Annotated in this window: 14 protein-coding genes and 1 pseudogene; 3 read left to right on the plus strand and 12 right to left on the minus strand. The window is 62.5% G+C overall.

Going from position 1 to position 17690, the window contains the following annotated elements; genetic code table 11:
- Nucleotides 1–54: 54 nt before the first annotated feature.
- Complete coding sequence (locus tag K349_RS0101650) at nt 55–1215, plus strand: IS256 family transposase (RefSeq protein WP_420834450.1); 1161 nt, start codon at nt 55–57, stop codon at nt 1213–1215.
- A gap of 212 nt (nt 1216–1427) precedes the next feature.
- Here K349_RS0101650 and K349_RS0101660 read toward each other — a convergent pair whose 3' ends face one another.
- The 7 genes and pseudogenes from K349_RS0101660 to K349_RS20025 form a co-directional block, all read right to left on the minus strand.
- A complete protein-coding gene (locus K349_RS0101660; RefSeq protein WP_026368162.1) occupies nt 1428–2018 on the minus strand; it encodes an indolepyruvate oxidoreductase subunit beta in 591 nt (196 codons plus the stop codon).
- Nucleotides 2015–3805, minus strand: a complete 1791-nt coding sequence (iorA, locus tag K349_RS0101665) for an indolepyruvate ferredoxin oxidoreductase subunit alpha (protein WP_026368163.1) — start codon at nt 3803–3805, stop codon at nt 2015–2017. Before iorA ends, K349_RS0101660 begins: the two co-directional genes overlap by 4 nt.
- Nucleotides 3806–3977: 172 nt before the next feature.
- Nucleotides 3978–4808 carry an arsenite methyltransferase gene (gene arsM, locus K349_RS0101670; protein ID WP_026368164.1) on the minus strand — a complete coding sequence of 277 codons (831 nt, stop codon included), beginning with the start codon at nt 4806–4808 and terminating at the stop codon, nt 3978–3980.
- 191 nt (nt 4809–4999) lie between these two features.
- On the minus strand, nt 5000–5449 hold the full coding sequence (locus K349_RS0101675; RefSeq protein ID WP_026368165.1) for a MarR family winged helix-turn-helix transcriptional regulator: 450 nt from the start codon (nt 5447–5449) through the stop codon (nt 5000–5002).
- A 787-nt stretch (nt 5450–6236) separates the two neighbouring features.
- Nucleotides 6237–6959 (minus strand): ParA family protein, encoded by a 723-nt coding sequence (locus K349_RS0101685; protein ID WP_026368166.1) that lies wholly within the window; start codon nt 6957–6959, stop codon nt 6237–6239.
- 126 nt (nt 6960–7085) lie between these two features.
- Complete coding sequence (locus tag K349_RS0101690; protein ID WP_026368167.1) at nt 7086–7445, minus strand: t-RNA-binding domain-containing protein; 360 nt, start codon at nt 7443–7445, stop codon at nt 7086–7088.
- Nucleotides 7446–7593: 148 nt separating this feature from the next.
- A pseudogene (locus K349_RS20025) lies at nt 7594–7910 on the minus strand (zinc ribbon domain-containing protein); the annotation flags it as partial.
- Nucleotides 7911–8254: 344 nt separating this feature from the next.
- Between K349_RS20025 and K349_RS0101695 the strand changes: the two are divergent.
- Nucleotides 8255–9262, plus strand: a complete 1008-nt coding sequence (locus tag K349_RS0101695; protein ID WP_051464225.1) for a threonine ammonia-lyase — start codon at nt 8255–8257, stop codon at nt 9260–9262.
- A 245-nt stretch (nt 9263–9507) separates the two neighbouring features.
- Nucleotides 9508–10626 (plus strand): aminotransferase class I/II-fold pyridoxal phosphate-dependent enzyme, encoded by a 1119-nt coding sequence (locus tag K349_RS0101700; RefSeq protein ID WP_026368169.1) that lies wholly within the window; start codon nt 9508–9510, stop codon nt 10624–10626.
- Nucleotides 10627–10884: 258 nt separating this feature from the next.
- Here the strand turns inward: K349_RS0101700 and K349_RS0101705 are convergent, their stop codons facing one another.
- The 5 genes from K349_RS0101705 to K349_RS0101725 are packed head-to-tail and all read right to left on the minus strand — an operon-like array spanning nt 10885 to nt 17656.
- Nucleotides 10885–12117 carry an NADP-dependent isocitrate dehydrogenase gene (locus K349_RS0101705; RefSeq protein ID WP_026368170.1) on the minus strand — a complete coding sequence of 411 codons (1233 nt, stop codon included), beginning with the start codon at nt 12115–12117 and terminating at the stop codon, nt 10885–10887.
- Nucleotides 12114–14057 carry an aconitate hydratase gene (locus K349_RS0101710; protein WP_026368171.1) on the minus strand — a complete coding sequence of 648 codons (1944 nt, stop codon included), beginning with the start codon at nt 14055–14057 and terminating at the stop codon, nt 12114–12116. Before K349_RS0101710 ends, K349_RS0101705 begins: the two co-directional genes overlap by 4 nt.
- Nucleotides 14058–14072: 15 nt before the next feature.
- Nucleotides 14073–15224 carry a PrpF domain-containing protein gene (locus K349_RS0101715; protein WP_026368172.1) on the minus strand — a complete coding sequence of 384 codons (1152 nt, stop codon included), beginning with the start codon at nt 15222–15224 and terminating at the stop codon, nt 14073–14075.
- Nucleotides 15212–16369 carry a 2-methylaconitate cis-trans isomerase PrpF family protein gene (locus tag K349_RS0101720; RefSeq protein WP_026368173.1) on the minus strand — a complete coding sequence of 386 codons (1158 nt, stop codon included), beginning with the start codon at nt 16367–16369 and terminating at the stop codon, nt 15212–15214. Before K349_RS0101720 ends, K349_RS0101715 begins: the two co-directional genes overlap by 13 nt.
- Nucleotides 16370–16378: 9 nt before the next feature.
- Nucleotides 16379–17656 (minus strand): nickel-dependent lactate racemase family protein, encoded by a 1278-nt coding sequence (locus K349_RS0101725; RefSeq protein ID WP_026368174.1) that lies wholly within the window; start codon nt 17654–17656, stop codon nt 16379–16381.
- Nucleotides 17657–17690: the final 34 nt, after the last annotated feature.

The raw sequence follows: 17690 nt of genomic DNA on the forward strand, positions 1-17690 counted from the left end.
CTTAGGAGGCGATACACCATGACCGGAAAGAAGCATAGCAGTCGTTTCGCTGGAATGAAAGCCCTTTTCGGGAACGAAACGGACGCCCTGAAGACCCTGATGAAGGAAGTGCTGCAAGAAATCCTTGACGGGGAAATGACGGAACTCCTTGGAGCCGAACGACATGAGCGCAACACAGAACGTACGGGTTATCGGTCAGGCTACTATACCCGAAGTCTGGTCACGCGAATCGGCAAGCTGGAACTGCGGATTCCCAGAGACCGCAACGGAGAATTCTCCACGGCACTGTTCGAGCGTTATCAGCGCAGTGAGAAGGCATTGGTGGCGGCTCTGGCGGAAATGTATGTGCAGGGCGTGTCCACGCGCAAAGTGACGGCGATCACCGAGGAATTGTGCGGACATCGTTTTTCCGCGAGCAGCATCAGCGCCATCAACAAAGGTCTCGATGAAGCCCTGTCTCGTTTTGCGAACCGTCCCCTTGACGAAGAGTACCCGTATTTGATTCTGGATGCTCGCTACGAGAAAGTTCGCGAGAACGGAGTTATCCGTTCCCAGGCGGTACAGATCGCCATCGGAATCAACCGGGAGGGGCAGCGGCAGATCTTGGCGGTGGAATTGGCTCCCCGTGAAACGGCAAGCAGTTGGAAAGAGTTTCTTCTCGGGCTCAAGCTACGGGGTTTGCGCGGTGTCGAATTCGTGGTATCCGACGACCACGCAGGACTTCGTTCGGCCATCGGAGAGACCCTGCTCGAAGCATCTTGGCAGCGTTGCTACGTCCATTTTCTGCGGAATGCTCTGGATCATCTGCCCCGTAAGGCCGATGACGATTGTCTCCAGGAACTCCGCTGGATCTACGACCGCCGGGACATTATGGAGGCCCACCGGGATCTGACGTCCTGGATCACCAAATGGCAGAGGAAATATCCGAAGCTTGTTGACTGGGTGGAGGAGAACATAGAGGAGACGCTGACCTTCTACCGGCTTCCCAGAGCACATCACAAGCATCTGAAGTCAACCAACATGCTGGAACGGCTCAACGAAGAGATCAAGAGAAGGACCCGGGTCGTCCGTATCTTCCCAAACACCGATGCATGTCAGCGCCTGATACGGGCACTTTGCGTCGAAACCCACGAGGCGTGGCTGGAGTCCAGTCGCTACCTCAACATGGACCTGTTGATCGAACACAAAAAGGCACTCTTGGAAAAGTGTGGCTAATCGCCGCAGACGGCCGCCAAACACCATGAAAACCTTTTTGCACAACTTGACGCACACAACTGAAAAATGTCTCCGAAGGAGCCGGAAAAGAGCGGAGACACCATCCTTTTCCCGCTTCGGAACGTTATCGTGGCGTATATCCCCAAAACCGCACGGGCGGAGGCACCGCTTCTCTCTTCCTCCCGCTCCGGAACTCCTCTCCGGGAAAAACGCTAGCGCATCGCCAGGGCTGCGCCGCGCTCGAAGGCCAGCAGGTTTACGTCCCTGGCCTTCGGCGGCACGAAGCGCGCCACCAGGTCCTTCCATGCCGCGCCTTCAAGACCGAGAAGGCTCACGAGCGCCCCGAGGAGAACCATGTTCTGCGATCTCGGGCTTCCCAGCTCGTTCGCCACCTTCGCCGCCTCGATGACCCGAAGGTTCTCCACCACGGCGGACAGGCTCTCCACGACGTTTTCCGGATAGGTGGCTTCTCCGGTGAGGACCGGGACGGGATAGATCTCCCTCGGGTCCAGCACGAGAATGCCGCCCTTCCGAAGCCAGGGAAACCACCGGAGCGCCTCCGCCTTTTCGAAGGCAACAAGGAGATCCGCCTCGCCGGGGCCGATGTTGGGAGCGTAGATCTTGCGTCCGTACTTGATCTGGGTGGAGACGCTGCCGCCGCGCTGGGCCATGCCGTGGATCTCGGACATTTTCACGTCGTATCCCAGGTCCACGAGCCCCTGGCTGAGGATCTTCGACGTGAGAATCGTTCCCTGACCGCCCACACCCACGAGAAGAATGTTCCGCTCTTCCCTGCCGCTCATCGCGCGCTCCCTCCCTTCCGGATCGCCCCGAAGGGGCACACCTGCATGCAGAGGCCGCATCCCGTGCAGAGCACGGGATCGTCGATGACGATCCGCCCCTCCTTGGAGGCGATGGCGGGGCAACCGATCTTGAGACATTGCCGGCACTGGCGGCACAATTCCTGATCGACCTCGCACCACTGCCCCTCGAAGGATTTGGCCACGTCCTTGAGAAGCACGCAGGGACGGCGCGACACGATGACGAAGGGTCCCTGGGCGGCGATGGCCTCGTCCATGGCCGCTCCCGTCGCCGCAAGATCCAGGGGATCCACCACGCGGATCCGCTCTTCCGGAAGTCCCGTGGCCTTGACGAGCGCCACCACATCCACGGGAACCACCTCGTTGCCCATGAGGTCCCGGGCCGTCCCCGGCGTTTCCTGGTGCCCCGTCATGGCGGTGATGCGGTTGTCGAGGATGCAACAGCAGACGTTGGCCCCCAGGTGCACCGCGTCCACAAGGCCCGGAATACCCGAGTGAAAGAAGGTGGAATCCCCCAGGATGGCAAAGACTTTTCTCGCGTCGCCGCGTTGGGCGAGGGCTCTCGAAAAGCCGATGGCGGAGGAGAAGGAGGACCCCATGCAGATGGAATAGTCGAACCCCTCCAGGGGCGGATTGACCCCAAGGCCGTAACAACCGATGTCCCCGACGCCCACCACGGATTTTTTCCGTCTGCCCAGGGCCGCATAGAAGCCGCGATGGGGACAGCCCGCGCAGAGCACGGGCGGGCGGGGCGGGGCGACGGGAAGCGCGGGGGCATCTTCTTTTTGCCCGGCCGGAGACGGCTGGGGCAGAAAGGCGGCGCGGAGAATGCCCGCGTCGAGTTCGCCGCAGAGGGGGACCAGTTCCTTGCCGATGCAGTCGAATCCGAGGAGTCGGACCTTCGTCTCCAGGTAGGGTTCTCCCTCCTCGATGACGTAAAGCCGCGACACCGAGCGGGCGAAGGTGCGGATCAGCTTCGACGGCAGGGGGAAGGTGAGCCCCAGCTTGAGATAGCTCGCTCCGTCACCGAAAACCTCCCGGGCATGCTGGTAGGCGATGCCGCTGGTGATGATCCCCACTTCCCGGGAGGCGCCCCATTCGATGCGGTTGAGAGGCGACGTGTTCGCGTATTCCTCCAGGGCGAGGAGTTTTTCCTCCACAAGGCGATGCCGCACCCGGGCCACGGTGGGCAGCAGGGCGAACTTGCCCGTATTGCGCACGTAGGGCTTCATCGCCGGATCCCGGGGAACTCCGGGCACGACGAGGCTCTTGGAATGGCACACCCGGGTGGTCATGCGGAAGAGCACCGGCGTGTCGAAGGCCTCGCTCAGGTCGAAGGCGGCACGGATGTACGTGCGGCACTCTTCGCTGTCCGAGGGTTCCACCATGGCCACCTTGGCCAGGGGCGCGTAGAGGCGATTGTCCTGTTCGTTCTGGGAGCTGTGGCATCCGGGATCGTCGGCGCTCACCACCACGAGCCCTCCGTTCACCCCCGCGTATCCCATGGAGAGCAGCGGGTCCGCCGCCACGTTGAGCCCCACGTGCTTCATGGCCGCCAGCGCCCGGGCGCCGCCGATGCTCGCCCCCAGGGCGATCTCCAGAGCCACCTTTTCGTTGCTTCCCCACTGGCACCACACGTTTTCGTACCGGGCCAGGTTCTCCAGAATCTCCGTGCTCGGCGTCCCCGGATAGGCCGCCGCAACGGCGCATCCCGCTTCAAAGGCGCCTCTCGCCACCGCCTCGTCGCCGCTCAACAGAACAGGCTTCATGATGCCCTCCTCTCCTCCCTTCCGAACAGGCACGCCGCGGCACCGTTTCGCTCCTGCCCCGCGGCTCCATACGCACGTGCAAAGGGATGCACCACCGGCACAAAAAAGCCGGCCCTGCGCAACTGGTCTTACCAGTTAGACAGGACCAGCCTACAAAAAACCGCGAGGCGTGTCAAGACGGCGCTCCACCCGTTCCTTTTCGCGCCGTCACGAGAGCGCTTCCGGCAGCGCCGTCCACCATGGGGAGTTCCTCCGGGGAGAGGTCCGGAAACAGCTCCCGGGCCTCCTCGGGCGAGAAGGAATAGACCTTCGTGACCCGCACGTCCCCGTCGTCGAATCCGGCGCGGCGAATTTTGCGCTCGAACTCCTCCGCGGAAAGCGCCCCGGCGATGCACCCCGTCCAGGCGGCGACACTCCGGTGCACCGCCGGAGGAAGAGCGCGGAGAAGCACCACGTCGGAGATGGCGACGCGCCCGCCTCTCCGGAGCACCCGGAACACTTCGGCCAGCACGCGGTCCTTGTCCGGGGAAAGGTTCACCACGCAGTTGGAAATCACCAGATCGACGCTCTCGTCGGGGAGCGGAATCTCCTCCATATGCCCCTTCAGAAAGGTGACGTTCTCCAGCCCGGCTCTGCGTCGGTTCCGCTCCGCCTCGGAGAGCATCTCCTCCGTCATGTCCAGGCCGTACACCCGCCCCGTCGGTCCCACCTTGACCGCCGCGAGCAGCACATCCAGCCCCGCCCCGCTCCCCAGATCGAGCACGGTCTCCCCGGGCCGCAGCGACGCAATGGCCGTGGGATTGCCGCATCCGAAGGTGGGAATCTCCATGTTCTGCAACAGGTCGGGCAGATCCTCCGGAAAATAGTTTCCTCCGGTGATGGCGTCGCACCCGCCTCCGGAACCGGTGCCGCAGCCGCTCCTTCCGCCGCAGCACGCATGCCCGCTTCTGGCCGAAATGGCCGCCGCATATTTCTTTCGCACGTCCTCCCGGATGTCGCTCATCGTCGCACGTCGCCTCCTCGAATGGTCTTCCCTATTTCAGCGTTCCGGCATTCCGGCGCTCCCGCATGCGCACAGATTGCCGCAATGCCGACGCCCTCCGTTCCTCTGGCCGTTCTTTGTGCGCAGGACGAAACGTTTTTCCCGAGAGGGTAACAGGGAGACGGAGGTGTCCGCCACGCACGAAGGAAGAGCTACCTGCATTCTCGGGAAGCGGCGTTTTCCAGCGACGCCGCCAGCAGCTCCAATCCGGAGAAGACCTTTTGCCGCTCCGCCTCCGCGAGGGTGCGGAGAGCCGAACCGAGCCACTCGTCCATGTTCCGCTCCACGCCACCCACCAGCGCCTCGCCTTGCCGGGAGAGCGAAAGCGTCACATACCGGCGATCCTCCGGCGACGCCTCCCGCACAAGCAATCCATCGTTCACCAGCCCATCCACCAGGCGGCTCACGGTGCTGCGATCCAGCAACAGCCGTTCCGCCAGCTCGGACAGGGATAACCCCGGAGAACCCGCAACTTCCAGCAGTGCATGACACTGGGCGAGGCTCACGCCACAACACCGGGCCTCCTCGCGATCCAGCACGCCCAGAAGACGCAGGAGCTGCCGCAGATCCCTCCGAAGTCGTCGCACATCCTCTCCGCTCATGTCGTCCCCCCTTTTCGCCACATGGACGATACTCCCTGCGCTCCCGCAAGCTGTGCACCACACTCTTTTCGTGTTTCATCTATTGTAAAATGCAACTATTGTTTTTGCAATATGACTCATTCCAAAAACCGAGGACGCTCGTTTGAGCCGAGGGCGTTTTTGCCGCACCGAAAGGAACTGTCGAAAGAGGACACCCAAAGAACATTTACGGAAGAGGCGAGGCAAGAGGAGGAGGGAGGGAAGGGGAACAGAGAGGAAAGCAAAGACGAAACAAAGCCCCGCAAAGAAAAAAGGAATCTCTGAATAAGGCTGCGTCAGCCCCGCAGGGCGCCTCGCAGAGCCTGACGCGACCCGAGTCAAGGAAAAGCGAAAGGTCTTTCTTCAGAGCTTCCAAAAAAAAAGAAGAGCATGAGGCGAAACGGAAAAGGGCCGCAAAGGACGTCACCCTCTGTAAAATGGAGTGAATTTCCGCGTCAAACGCAACAAAGACCGCGAACCAATGGAGAGCACACCCCGAGAAAAAACAGAGAGGGCCATGGCGAGTCTTTCGCGGCGATAGCGTCACTCCAACCGCCCGCTCGCGGCGAGGATCCTTCGGCGTCCGCTTGTTACGGCATTCCTGCCGCGACGACCCAGGGCATCCCGCAACAACCGGTTGCAACAGGTCGCCTTTCAGGTCGTCCGTCCGGTTTTGAGGACGCGGCCTGACCGTTTCTTTTGCAACTGTTTTTTCGTTTGGTCGAGGAGGCGCAGGGACGACACGCTCCCTGCAGCCGTTTGCCCGAAATCACTTCCCGAGGATCCGGGCCGCCACGGCGCGGTATTCCTCCCGGCGGTCCCTGTGCACTCCCGTCCACCAGGGGCGCCGCTGCTCCACGTTCTCCACGACGCGGTTCGCCCGGGGCAGCACGCCCAAAACGCCGTACCGCTCCTGCACGGTCTCGGTGAGTTCCCGGTGGGTGGTGATGCGTCGGTCGTACAGGGTCACCACCACGTCAAAGCGGTTTTCAAGCTCCGGCTTCGTGGCGGCGACGAAGGAGGCCACCGCTTCGATGCCCGAGAGGGCGAAGGAGCTGGGATTCACGGGAACGAGAACCCGGTCTGCGGCGAGAAGTGCCGCCTGAGCCCAGCGCGAGAGGGAGGGAGGCGTGTCCACGAGGATCAGGTCGTGCTCCTTCCGCACAAGGGCGACGGCCTCGCTCAGGGCTTTGAGGCGGAACTCCCGCTCGTAGAGTTTGCCCGTGGAGACGATGAGAGCAAGGCGCCCGTCACCGTCCCACCAGGAGGGCACGACGGCGCGTTCCACGGTTCCGGCGGGAAACTGGAGCACATCCGCCACCGTGGCGGACACCTTTTCCACGGCGCCGAGCGCGGCGGACATGTTTCCCTGGGGATCCATGTCCACGCAGAGCACCCGCTTTCCCGAGCGAGCCGCTTCCTCGGCCAAAATGGCCGCCAGCACGGTTTTTCCCACCCCACCCTTGTTGTTGACGACGACCAGAACGCTCACGTCGCTTCTCCCCTCCTTCTGTCACTCCGACGAGCACCGTTCCCGTCTCGGGGATTTCTGTCGGCATGCCGCTTCACATTCGCTCCATTGTATCGCACAAGAGCCTGGGACACGCTCGCCCGAGCGTCAGAAAAGCTTGCCGCCGATCTTCGCCTCCACCGCGGGAGTGATGAAGGTGGCCTCGCCGCTCTCCGCCTTGGGGTACTGCACTCCCAGGATGAGCACCTCCGACAGGGTCTCCCCCACTCTGCGGGGCTCGAAGTTGAGCACCCCCAGAACAAGTTTCCCCTTCAGCTCCTCCGGCGCATGCTGGGTGAAACGTCCCACGCTGGTGCGCACCCCGAACTTGCCGAAATCGACGGTGAGTTTGTAAGCCCTCTTCGGCGACGAGGGCTCCTCCTCCACGGTCACCACTCGTCCGAGGCGTATTTCCAGAAGGTCGAAGGTGGATTCCTTGTCCACCCGGGGTTTCGTCTGCTCCGGCATGTGGCACGCTCCTTTCCGGTGGTCCCGACAGTTTCGACAGTTCCGACAGTTCCGGCGCTTTTTTCGCCCTGTTCGACCAGTCGCTCTTTTTCCAGCGCTTCAGCTCGGGCATGACCTGCGTCATGAGGGAACGGGGCTGCACCTCGGGCACGATGCCATGCCCGTTCATGATGGTCACGCATTTGTCGATCATCTGCTCCATCGAAATGTCCGGTTCGGTGAAAACCCCACCCGCATAGCACCAACAACAGTAGTCGTCGATGCGGAACCCGACGCGGCGGTACCGAAATCCTCAGGCTTCTCCAGCGGCATGCCACAACGCTGGCAGAACGGCCCGTTGGACATTGCCTCGCTCATGACAGATCCCTCCTTCGGAATGACCGGATGCAACAGGCGCTGCATTTTCTGCATTGTAGCAGAGGAAGGAGTCCCGTCCAGAGCCACGCTCTTCACTCGTAAAGGCATGCCTTCGCGTTTCTCCGAAAAATGGAGGTACGAAACGATGTTTTTTCGCTACAATAAAACCATTCGAAGAAAAGCGTTCATTTTTGAGTTCTGCACCGGTTTGTTCAAGAGAGCTCGTCCGGACTTTTCGTCCCTGGAGCTACCAAAGCGGGCACCAGAGGACGACAACGGTTTCTGCAGCACGGAATGCACACTTCCGGAACAAGAAGAGACACCCGAACCTTCTCCTGGTTTCCAAAGGAACTTGCGCGGAAGACGGGCGGAGGAAGAGCGAGAACAGACGCAAGAGGACGGAAAAAGACCGGAACCGCGGAACGCGAGTTGGAAAGGAGCGCGAACAGAGAATGGAGAACGGAAACGGATCGAGAGGAATCGCCGCGAAAGTCGTTCCCGACATGACGGAGGTGCTGCGGGCATGGCGCAGCCTTCAAGGAAAGGTGCACACCACTCCCTTTGAGCACTCTCCTTTTCTGAGCGATCGCTCCGGGGCAGAGGTCTTCGTCAAATGGGAAAATCTCCAGCGCTGCCGCTCTTTCAAGATACGGGGCGCGCTGAACCGGATGATGAACCTCACGGCTTCGGAGCGCGCCGCGGGAGTCGTCACCGCGTCGAGCGGCAACCATGCCCAGGGCGTGGCCACGGCGGCCCGGATGCTTGGGGTGCAGGCCCTGATCTACGTACCCGAGACCTGCCCGGAGGTGAAACAGGAGGCCATCCGCCGCATCGGCGGCGACTTCGTGACGCTCCGGCGTTTCGGCCGCCTTTACGACGACACCGAGGCGGAGGCGCTGCGGGTCTGTCGGGAGGAAGAGCGGATCTTCGTCTCCGCCTACGAGGACCGCTACGTGGTGGCCGGGCAGGGAACGGTGGGCGTGGAGATGTTCCTCGCCGAACCGGACCTGGAGGACATCGTCTGTCCTCTCAGCGGCGGCGGGCTTCTCGGCGGCATCACCGTCGCGGCGGGAGCGCTCGCACCGAAAGCCCGCCTCTGGGGTGCCCATGCAGCGGCCAATCCCTCGTGGGCCGAGGCGTTCCGTGCGGGCAAGGTGGTTCCCGTGGAGGAGCTGGACTCTCTGGCGGACGCCCTCGGCGGCGCGGCGTCGAAGCATCTCTTTCCCTTTCTGCGGGAACGCCTGGCAGGTCTCGATGCTGTTTCGGAGCGGGAGATCGGGGAGGCCATCGCCTTTGTCCACCGAACGCACCACCAGGTGATCGAGGGCGGCGCCGCCACGTCGGTGGCGGCACTCCTCTCGGGGCGCCTTCCTCTCGAAGGACGCAAGGTGGGAGTGGTCGTCTCCGGTGGCAACATCGACGAAGGACGTCTGCTCCGTCTTCTCTGCCCGGGCGCGTAGACTCCCTCGCCCGGAACACACAACACAAAAACTGAAAAAATCGCTTGACGCTCCCGGAGAGAACCCACCGAAACAAGAGGGTGTTTTCTCCATGCACCATTCGGAAACTGGAGAAAGCCTGTTTCGGATTCGGCTTTCAGGCAGAAGACACGCATCGCACCAAAAGGGCCAAAACGCGGAACGGCTCGGGGAAATGCCGCCGCGCCCGCGGCGGAAAATGGTTTCTTTCAAGGGAGGAATGCCCCATGTACATCGCCGAGTTCGGTGTGGAAGAGTGGATGAACACTTACGAGACCAGGGCGCGCCACAATGTGGCGGAAACCTGCGTGGAATCGCTCACGGTGAAGGAACTGCTGACGCTGGTGGGAAATCGGGAGGAGCACCTTGCCGCGCTGGAGCGGACCCATCTCACCTACGGGGATATTCCGGGATCGGAGCGGCTTCGGGGAGCCATCTCCTCCCTCTATCGGAGCAGGACCGCCGAGGACGTGCTCGTCACCGGCGGCGGCATCGCCGCGAACTTCCTCGCCCTCTGGAGCCTCACGGAGCCGGGGGACCACGTGGTGGCCCTGCTCCCCACCTATCAGCAGCTCTACTCGCTTCCCGAGTCCTTCGGCGCACAGGTTACCCGCCTCTTTGCCCGGGCGGAGAACTCCTTTCTGCCCGACCTCGACGCCCTGCGGAAGGCCGTCTCGGACAAAACGAAACTGATCGTGCTGAACTACCCCAACAACCCCACGGGCGCGAAGCTCGACGAAGCCCTGATGAAGGAGATCGTTGCCATCGCGGACCGTTGCGGCGCATGGATTCTCTGCGATGAAATCTACCGGGGACTCGAACACGACGCCCCCTACGGCACCCCTTCCTTCGTCGATCTCTACGACCGGGCCATCAGCACGGGAAGCGTCTCCAAGGTCTATTCTCTCGCGGGGCTCCGCACGGGGTGGCTCACGGGTCCCAGGGACTTTCTCCGAACCTGTTTCCAGCACAGGGATTACACCACCATTTCCTGCGGCCGTCTCGACGACTACCTCGCGACGCTGGCGCTGGAGCACCGTGCGGTCATCCTGGAGCGCAACCTTCCCCTGGTGCGCACCAACGCGGCACTCCTCGCCGACTGGGTCGCCGCGGAACCCCGCGTCTCCTGCCTGCCGCCGAAGGCGGGAACCACCGCCCTGCTCCGGCTGGACATCCCCGTGTCCTCCGAGGAATTCTGCCGTCGTCTCCTGGAGGAGGCGGGGGCGCTCCTCGTTCCCGGAGAGTGCTTCGAGATCCCGTACACCGCGCGCATCGGCTTCGCCCCGAAGACGGAGACGCTCCGGGACGGCGTGGGCGCCCTCTCGGGCTTCCTGAAGCGGCTCTGAGCGGCATTGGACGCTCAGACGATCCGGTCGAAGGGGCGCAGGCGCCACACGGCGGACGGATACCGTGCGGAGCGCGGCAGACAACCCCGGCGTCTCTCGGCCGAAGCCGGAACAACAGCCGGGCTTCCTCCGTAAAAAGCGACGTACCTACAGACGACAAGGGGATGCCCGAAAGCACCCCCTTGTCCGGCACAGGGAAGGATGGTTTCAACGTCGTCCTGCGTACCCTTCCTTATCGATACAGCGGCATCCGATGCGTCAGCGACAGCTTCGACCCGCTTCCCCGCTTTTCTCGAGCCGGAGCCGGATTTCACGGAGGAACTCCTCGGATCCGACGATTTTCTTGGAGGGATGCGTGCTCAGAATCCCCAGATCCCTGGTCATCACACCTTCCTCTATGGTCCGGAGGGAACTCCTCTCCAGGCGATCCGCGAACGCCGCGAGATCGGCCAGTCCATCCAGTTCACCCCGCTTGCGAAGGGCTCCCGTCCAGGCAAACAGCGTCGCCATGGGATTGGTTGAGGTGGGATTGCCCTTCAGGTGCTCGTAGTAGTGGCGCGTCACGGTTCCGTGCGCCGCTTCGTATTCGTATTTCCCGTCGGGGGAGACGAGCACCGAGCTCATCATGGCAAGACTCCCGAAAGCGGAGGCAACCATGTCGGACATGACATCGCCGTCGTAGTTCTTGCATGCCCAGATGAACCCGCCCTCGGAGCGGACGGCCCGCGCGACAGCGTCATCGATGAGCGTGTAGAAATATTCGATCCGGCTCGCCTCGAACTTTTCCCTGTACTCACTCTCGAAAATCTCCGCGAAGATGTCCTTGAAACGGTGATCGTATTTCTTGGAGATCGTGTCCTTCGTGGAAAACCAGAGATCCTGCCTCATGTCCAGGGCAAAACGGAAGCAGGCCCTGGCGAAATTGGCGATGGATTCGTCCAGGTTGTGCATGCCGAGAAGCACGCCCGAGCCTTCGAAATCATGGACGACGAGCCGTGTCTCTCCACCTTTCCCGTCGGTGAAGACCAGCTCGGCCCGCCCCTTGCCGGGGATATACATCTCCACGTCCCTGTAGATGTCGCCGTAGGCGTGCCGGGCGAGAGTGATCGGCTTCTTCCAGGTTCTCACGAAGGGTTCGATGCAGTCGACCAGGATGGGAACGCGGAAGACCGTGCCGTCCAGGATCGCACGGATCGTGCCGTTGGGGCTCTTCCACATCTCCTTCAACTTGTATTCCTCGACGCGCTGCGCGTTGGGCGTAACGGTGGCACACTTCACCGCAACCCCGAGTCTCCGCGTGGCATGCGCGGCGGCAACAGTCACCTCGTCGTTCGTCTCGTTCCGATGTTCCAGCCCGAGGTCATAGTATTCAGTCCTGAGGTCCACGTATGGTTCGATCAGCGTCTGTTTAAGCATTTTCCAGATGATCCGGGTCATTTCGTCCCCGTCCATCTCCACCAGCGGTGTCGTCATTCGGATCTTCGTCGTCATTTGAATCGCTCCCGTTCCCTCAGACAGATTCTTGCGTGGTTCAGCGCACCACCCGCCTGCAGCAGCTCTTTTTCCAGCGGCAAGAGCGGGAGACGAATCCTGTACATCTCGTTCCGCGTTTCGTTCCGGACCAAAAGAACCCCCGCCTCCACGGCGGCGTACAATCCCTCCGCGGAGAGGAAATCTCCCTGTTTGATCCGGTCGTAGTCACCCTCTTCGTCGAAGACCAGAGGGGCGATGCCCATGTTGATCAGGTTCTTGCGGTGGATTCTCGCGTAGGACTTAGCGAGAACCGCCTTGACCCCCAGATGCCGGGGCGCGAGAGCCGCGTGCTCCCGGCTCGATCCCTGACCGTAGTTACATCCCCCCACGATGAGCCCGCCCCCGGCAGCCACGGCCCGGTCGTAAAAGGTCTCGTCCACCGTGGCGAAGCAGAACCTGGAAATGGCGGGAACATTGGAGCGGTAGGGCATGACCTTCGCTCCGGCGGGCATGATGTGATCCGTGGTGATGTTGTCTCCCACCTTCAGGAGAACCTCTCCCCTCACGGTCTCCGCAAGGGGAGGGAAGGGAGGCAGCGACCTGATGTTCGGGCCGCGGCGGATCTCGATCCCCGATCCGTCCACTGGCGGCACCAGAATCATCCGGTCGTCGATGTGGAACCGGGACGGAACCGGGACGGAGATGGGGTTCCCGAGCGTCCTCGGATCGGTGAGCCTGCCCGTGAGCGCCGAGGCGGCGGCGGTCTCCACGCTCGCGAGAAACACCTTCGCGTCCTTCGTTCCGCTCCGGCCCTCGAAATTACGGTTGCTCGTGCGGAGCGACGTACCCCCCGAGCAGGGGGACTGGCCGATGCCGATGCACGGACCGCAGGCACTCTCCAGAATGCGCGCCCCCGCCGCGATGAGATCCGCCAGTGCGCCGCTCTGGGCGATCATGTGCAGAACCTGACGACTTCCGGGGGCCACCACGAGGCTGGTGTTCTCCGCCACGAGCTTTCCCTTCAGGATCGCCGCGGCACGGGACAGGTCCACGTAAGACGAGTTGGTGCAGCTGCCAATGAAAACCTGGTTCAGAGACAGTCCCGCCGCTTCGCGCACGGGAACAACGTTGTCGGGAAAATGAGGGAGCGCCACGAGAGGTTCGAGCGTCGAAAGATCGATTTCCAGGACCTCGTCGTACATCGCATCATCGTCCGCCTGGAGGGGAACGAAGGCATCGCCGCGCCCCTGGGCCTCCAAAAATTCCCTCGTGCGCCCGTCGCTGGGAAAGACGGAGCTGGTCGCCCCAAGTTCCGCCCCCATGTTCGTGATGGTCCCCCGTTCCGGAACGGAAAGACACGCCACGCCGGGACCGCCGTATTCGATGATTTTCCCCACGCCGCCGCTGCAGGTGAGACGACGCAGGACTTCGAGAATCACATCCTTCGCCGCCACCCAGGGAGGGAGCGATCCCTTCAGTTCAACCCTGGTGACCCGCGGCATGGAGAACGTGAAGGGACGCCCCGCCATGGCAAGGGCGAGATCCACACCACCCACAGCGATGGCGAGCATGCCCATGCCTCCCGCAGTGGGTGTGTGGCTGTCCGTTCCCAGAAGAAACTTCCCCGGGGCGGCGAAGCGCTCCAAATGCACCTGGTGGCAGATACCGTTCCCCGCCCGGGAGAAGTGCACGCCAAACCTGGCCGCCACATCCTGCAGGTAGAGATGGTCGTCCGCGTTCTCGAATCCCACCTGCAGCGTCTGGTGATCCGCATAGCTCACGGCAAGGCCCACCTGAACCCTGGGTATTCCGATGGCCTCGAACTGAATGAAAGCCATGGTACCGGCGGAATCGGGGTTGAGTGTCTGGTCCACCTTCAGGGAAAGTTCCTCTCCCGGCGCCAAGGAACCTTCGACAAAATGAGACCGAACGAGTTTTTCAACAATGCTGTAGCCCATCGGCAGCAACTCCCCTCATGCGACCGTTTTTTCCGGGATGCAGAGATCTCCCGCAAGGATGCGCCTCGCGGTTCTGTCCATACCCACAAAGGCTACGTTTTTTCCGTCCGCGGTCAGTCCCACTCGGATTTCGGCGATGCCCCCGGGATGCCCCAGACGGAAGAGTCTTTCCTCCGCGCCGCAGTTTCCGCGGGCTGTCCGGAAGGGGACCGTTCCCTCAAGGAGACACGCGGCGGCAAGACAATAGAGGGCGCTGGCGGCAAAGGTCCGGTGAACGCGCCCCAGTGACAGCATTCTCGCCAGGACATCGATATCCTCTGCGCGGATGCGCTCGCCCGATTCGGCCACATAGTCCCGAGGGGGTGCCACCAACGCAATCTTCGGCACGGCAGGGGTCGTTTTCCGGGCTTCCTCGGGAGATTTCGCCCACCCGAGCGACACCGCCGCCTGATCCCTGATGCTGTTGAGCGTCTCCAGAAGTTCCTCCCTCGAAGAGAGGAGCGCGTTTGCTTCGGTCCCGTCGAGACCGAACGCATCGGCCTCGACGAAGACGATGGGGTTGACGATGTCCGCCAGGGTGATCTCAAAGACGTCTTCCCCGACCCGAAGGTGTGTGCGCGTTCCCAAGGGAAAGGAAGAGCCCGTCTTTCCTCCTCCGGGGTTCAGGATACTGATGCGGATCCTTGCGCCGGGACGGACGAGTCCGGACATCAGGAACGAGCCGTCCGCCCTTGCTTTTCCGTTCTCCAGGGGCACATGGATGCGGAGCGTCCTGTCGATGTTCGTGTCGTACACGACGACCTCCACGCTCTCCTGTCCTGGCGAGACGGGAACGAGTCCTTCGTCCACGGCAAAGGCTCCTGCGGCGCTCATGAGATTGCCACAGGTCCCTGCCGTGTCGGCAACGGGCACTCCGATACCCACCTGGACGAAGGTGTAGTTCGCGTGCACGCCCTCCTTCGCGGAGGGAGCCATGACGACACACTTGCTGGTATGTGAGGTCCCCGCGCCGAGACCGTCCACCTGGGAGGGATTCCAGCAATCCACCGCGTGAAGAAAGATCCGTCGCCGCTCCTCCGGATCCGTCGGAAGATCCTTCCCGTGAAAGAAGACGCCCCGGCTCGTGCCGCCCCGGTACACGACACAGGGAACGGTCATCTGAGGCATGGTTCTCCGCCTCCTTTTCCGTCCTCCGGAACATAGACGTGACCGTCCATCAGCCTTCGAGCGCTCCGCTCCACGCCGATCTTCGCGATGCGTCCGTTTTCCTCGGTGATATGAAGATTCATGGCACCGTAGGGCTGCCCAAGGCGCAGAACCTTTTGGGATCCCTCGGGAAAAGTTCCCAAAAGCTCGTTCACCACCGTCCCCGGGATCACCGCCGCCGCTGCGGTGCAGACGGCTCCGGAAACCATATAGGCCCTGTGCATCTTCTGCATCGAGGCGGCGCGGCCCAGAAAATCGACCTCGTCGGCCTCCACGATCTTTCCCTCCGCCGTCCGGTAGGCGGCGGAGCGGGCGAAGAAACCGATCTTCGGCACGTCCGGCGCGGTCAGCATGGACGTCATCCCCGTGTGCTCGGCGATTCGCCCGCAAAGGACCTTCCGCACTGTTTCGAGGGTCTCCAGAATCTCCGGCCTCGCCTCGATCTCCCCGGGCAGCTCGTCACCCCGCAGGCCGAGATTTTCCGCGAGGAGAAACACCATGGGCAGTCCCGCATCGACTACGGACACATCGAAGACCCGCCCGTCGGGGAGAATCACCCTCTCGCGAACCTGTCCAGTGGGCAGCATCGATCCTGTGATCCCCCCCACGGGGTCGCAGAACTCCACCACGATGCGCGACCCCGGAAAGGGAACTCCGGGAATGCGAAAATCCCCCTCGCAGACGGGACGCCCCTCCGTCACCGGAACGGTCACGTGGATGCACTGCCGCACGTTCAGCGAGTAGAGGCGCACGGTCGTCGCCGGAGCACGGCTTCTCACCAGCCCCTCTTCGAGGGCGAACAGCCCCGCCGCGGAGGCCAGGTTGCCGCAGGTTCCGTTCCAGGCGACCTCGGGCCGATCCAGCAGGACTTGCCCCAGATCGTAGTCGAGATCCGCGTCCTCCCTCTCCGAGCGGGAGAGAACCGCCACCTTGCTCGTCAGCGAGTTCGCACCGCCGAGCCCGTCTATCTGCCTCAGGTCGGGACTGCCCATGAGACGCAGGAGAACGCGGTCCCGTTCATCTCCCGCTGGAGGAAGGTCCTCCGCGCGAAAGACAACGCCCTTGCTCGTTCCGCCCCGAAACAGGGCGCAGGGAATCTTTCTCATGGCTGCTCCTCACTCCTCGTGAATGACCGGGATGATGTCCGACGCGTAGGGAATCACGAGAAACATCGCATCCTCTCCGTAATGCGCCAGGGCATCTTGGATTCCTTCCTCTAGCGACGCATAGGAGAGCATGAACATGCGCTCCGCCTCGTCCTTCGGCACCTTGCTGCACGCCAGCCCGAGACGGTGCTTGAGAAGAGCCCTGGCGTACATGTAGGCCTTCGCGGTGGACTCCGCAGTGAACCCCTCCCGGGTGTACTTCTCCACGAGCTCCTCCGGGTGGTTCGCCTCCTGGAGAAGTTTGCCGAACTTGCCCGCCCCGTCCGGCGCCTCCGCACAGAGAATGATCTGTCCTCCGGGACGGCAGGCGAGCTCGGCGCAGGAACAGGCTTTCTGCGACTGGTGCAGGTCGAAGTCCCTCGGATACCCTCCAGGGCTCACGATGACCACGTCAGCCCTGGAGGGAAGGTCCACCTCCCAGATGGAACGGCAGATCTCCACGCCCACTTTGTGGGCCTCGGCGAGATCCCCCGCCACGGTGGCGACCATCTCCCTCTCCACGTTGTCCACCGTGTTGACGATGAAATCGATACCCACCATCCGTGCTGCGTCGAGAGCATGTTCGTGGAAGGGATTCCCCGAGATCCACCCCATGGAGGGATCCTTCGGCCGAATGGGAAACGAATGGTGTGTCCGCAGACACGCGAGCCCGGAAATGCCGGGAACGACGCTCTTCCGTCCGCCGGAGAACCCCGCGGAATGATGCGGCGTAATGAGCCCTGTGGTGATCTTCACCTCTGCGGCAGCAAATTCCCTGTTGATCTGCACGGTCACACCGCCGGGTGTCTTACCGAGCGTGACGAGCGTCTCCTCGTCCCCGGCGCGATGGTGCACGATGCGGAAACGTTCCACCACTGCGTCGCCGAACATGGAACGCAGTTCTTCGTCGGTATTCACCCGGTGAATGCCGTAGGCCACGACGAGGAAGATATTCCCGTCCTCCAGGCCCACCTCGTTCAGCTCCCGGGCGATTTCCTCCACCAGGAGACCTCCGGGATAGGGGCGGGTGATATCGTTGACGACGATTCCGGCAGTTCTTTTTCCCCGGGCGATTTCCCGAAGCGTCCCGGAGCCTATGGGATTCCGCAGGGCACGCCGCACTTCCTCCCGTTCGTCCGGCACGCCGGGAACACTTTTCGGTTTTGCGACGGCAACGAGGTTGGGAACGAGAGCCTTCACATGCCCCTTTCCCACAGGAACGACGACTTCGGTGCACTCTCTTCTCACGGACGACACCTCCTGTTCCGGCGATCCTTCGTAG

It is taken from the genome of Aminiphilus circumscriptus DSM 16581, assembly GCF_000526375.1.
Lineage (GTDB): Bacteria > Synergistota > Synergistia > Synergistales > Aminiphilaceae > Aminiphilus > Aminiphilus circumscriptus.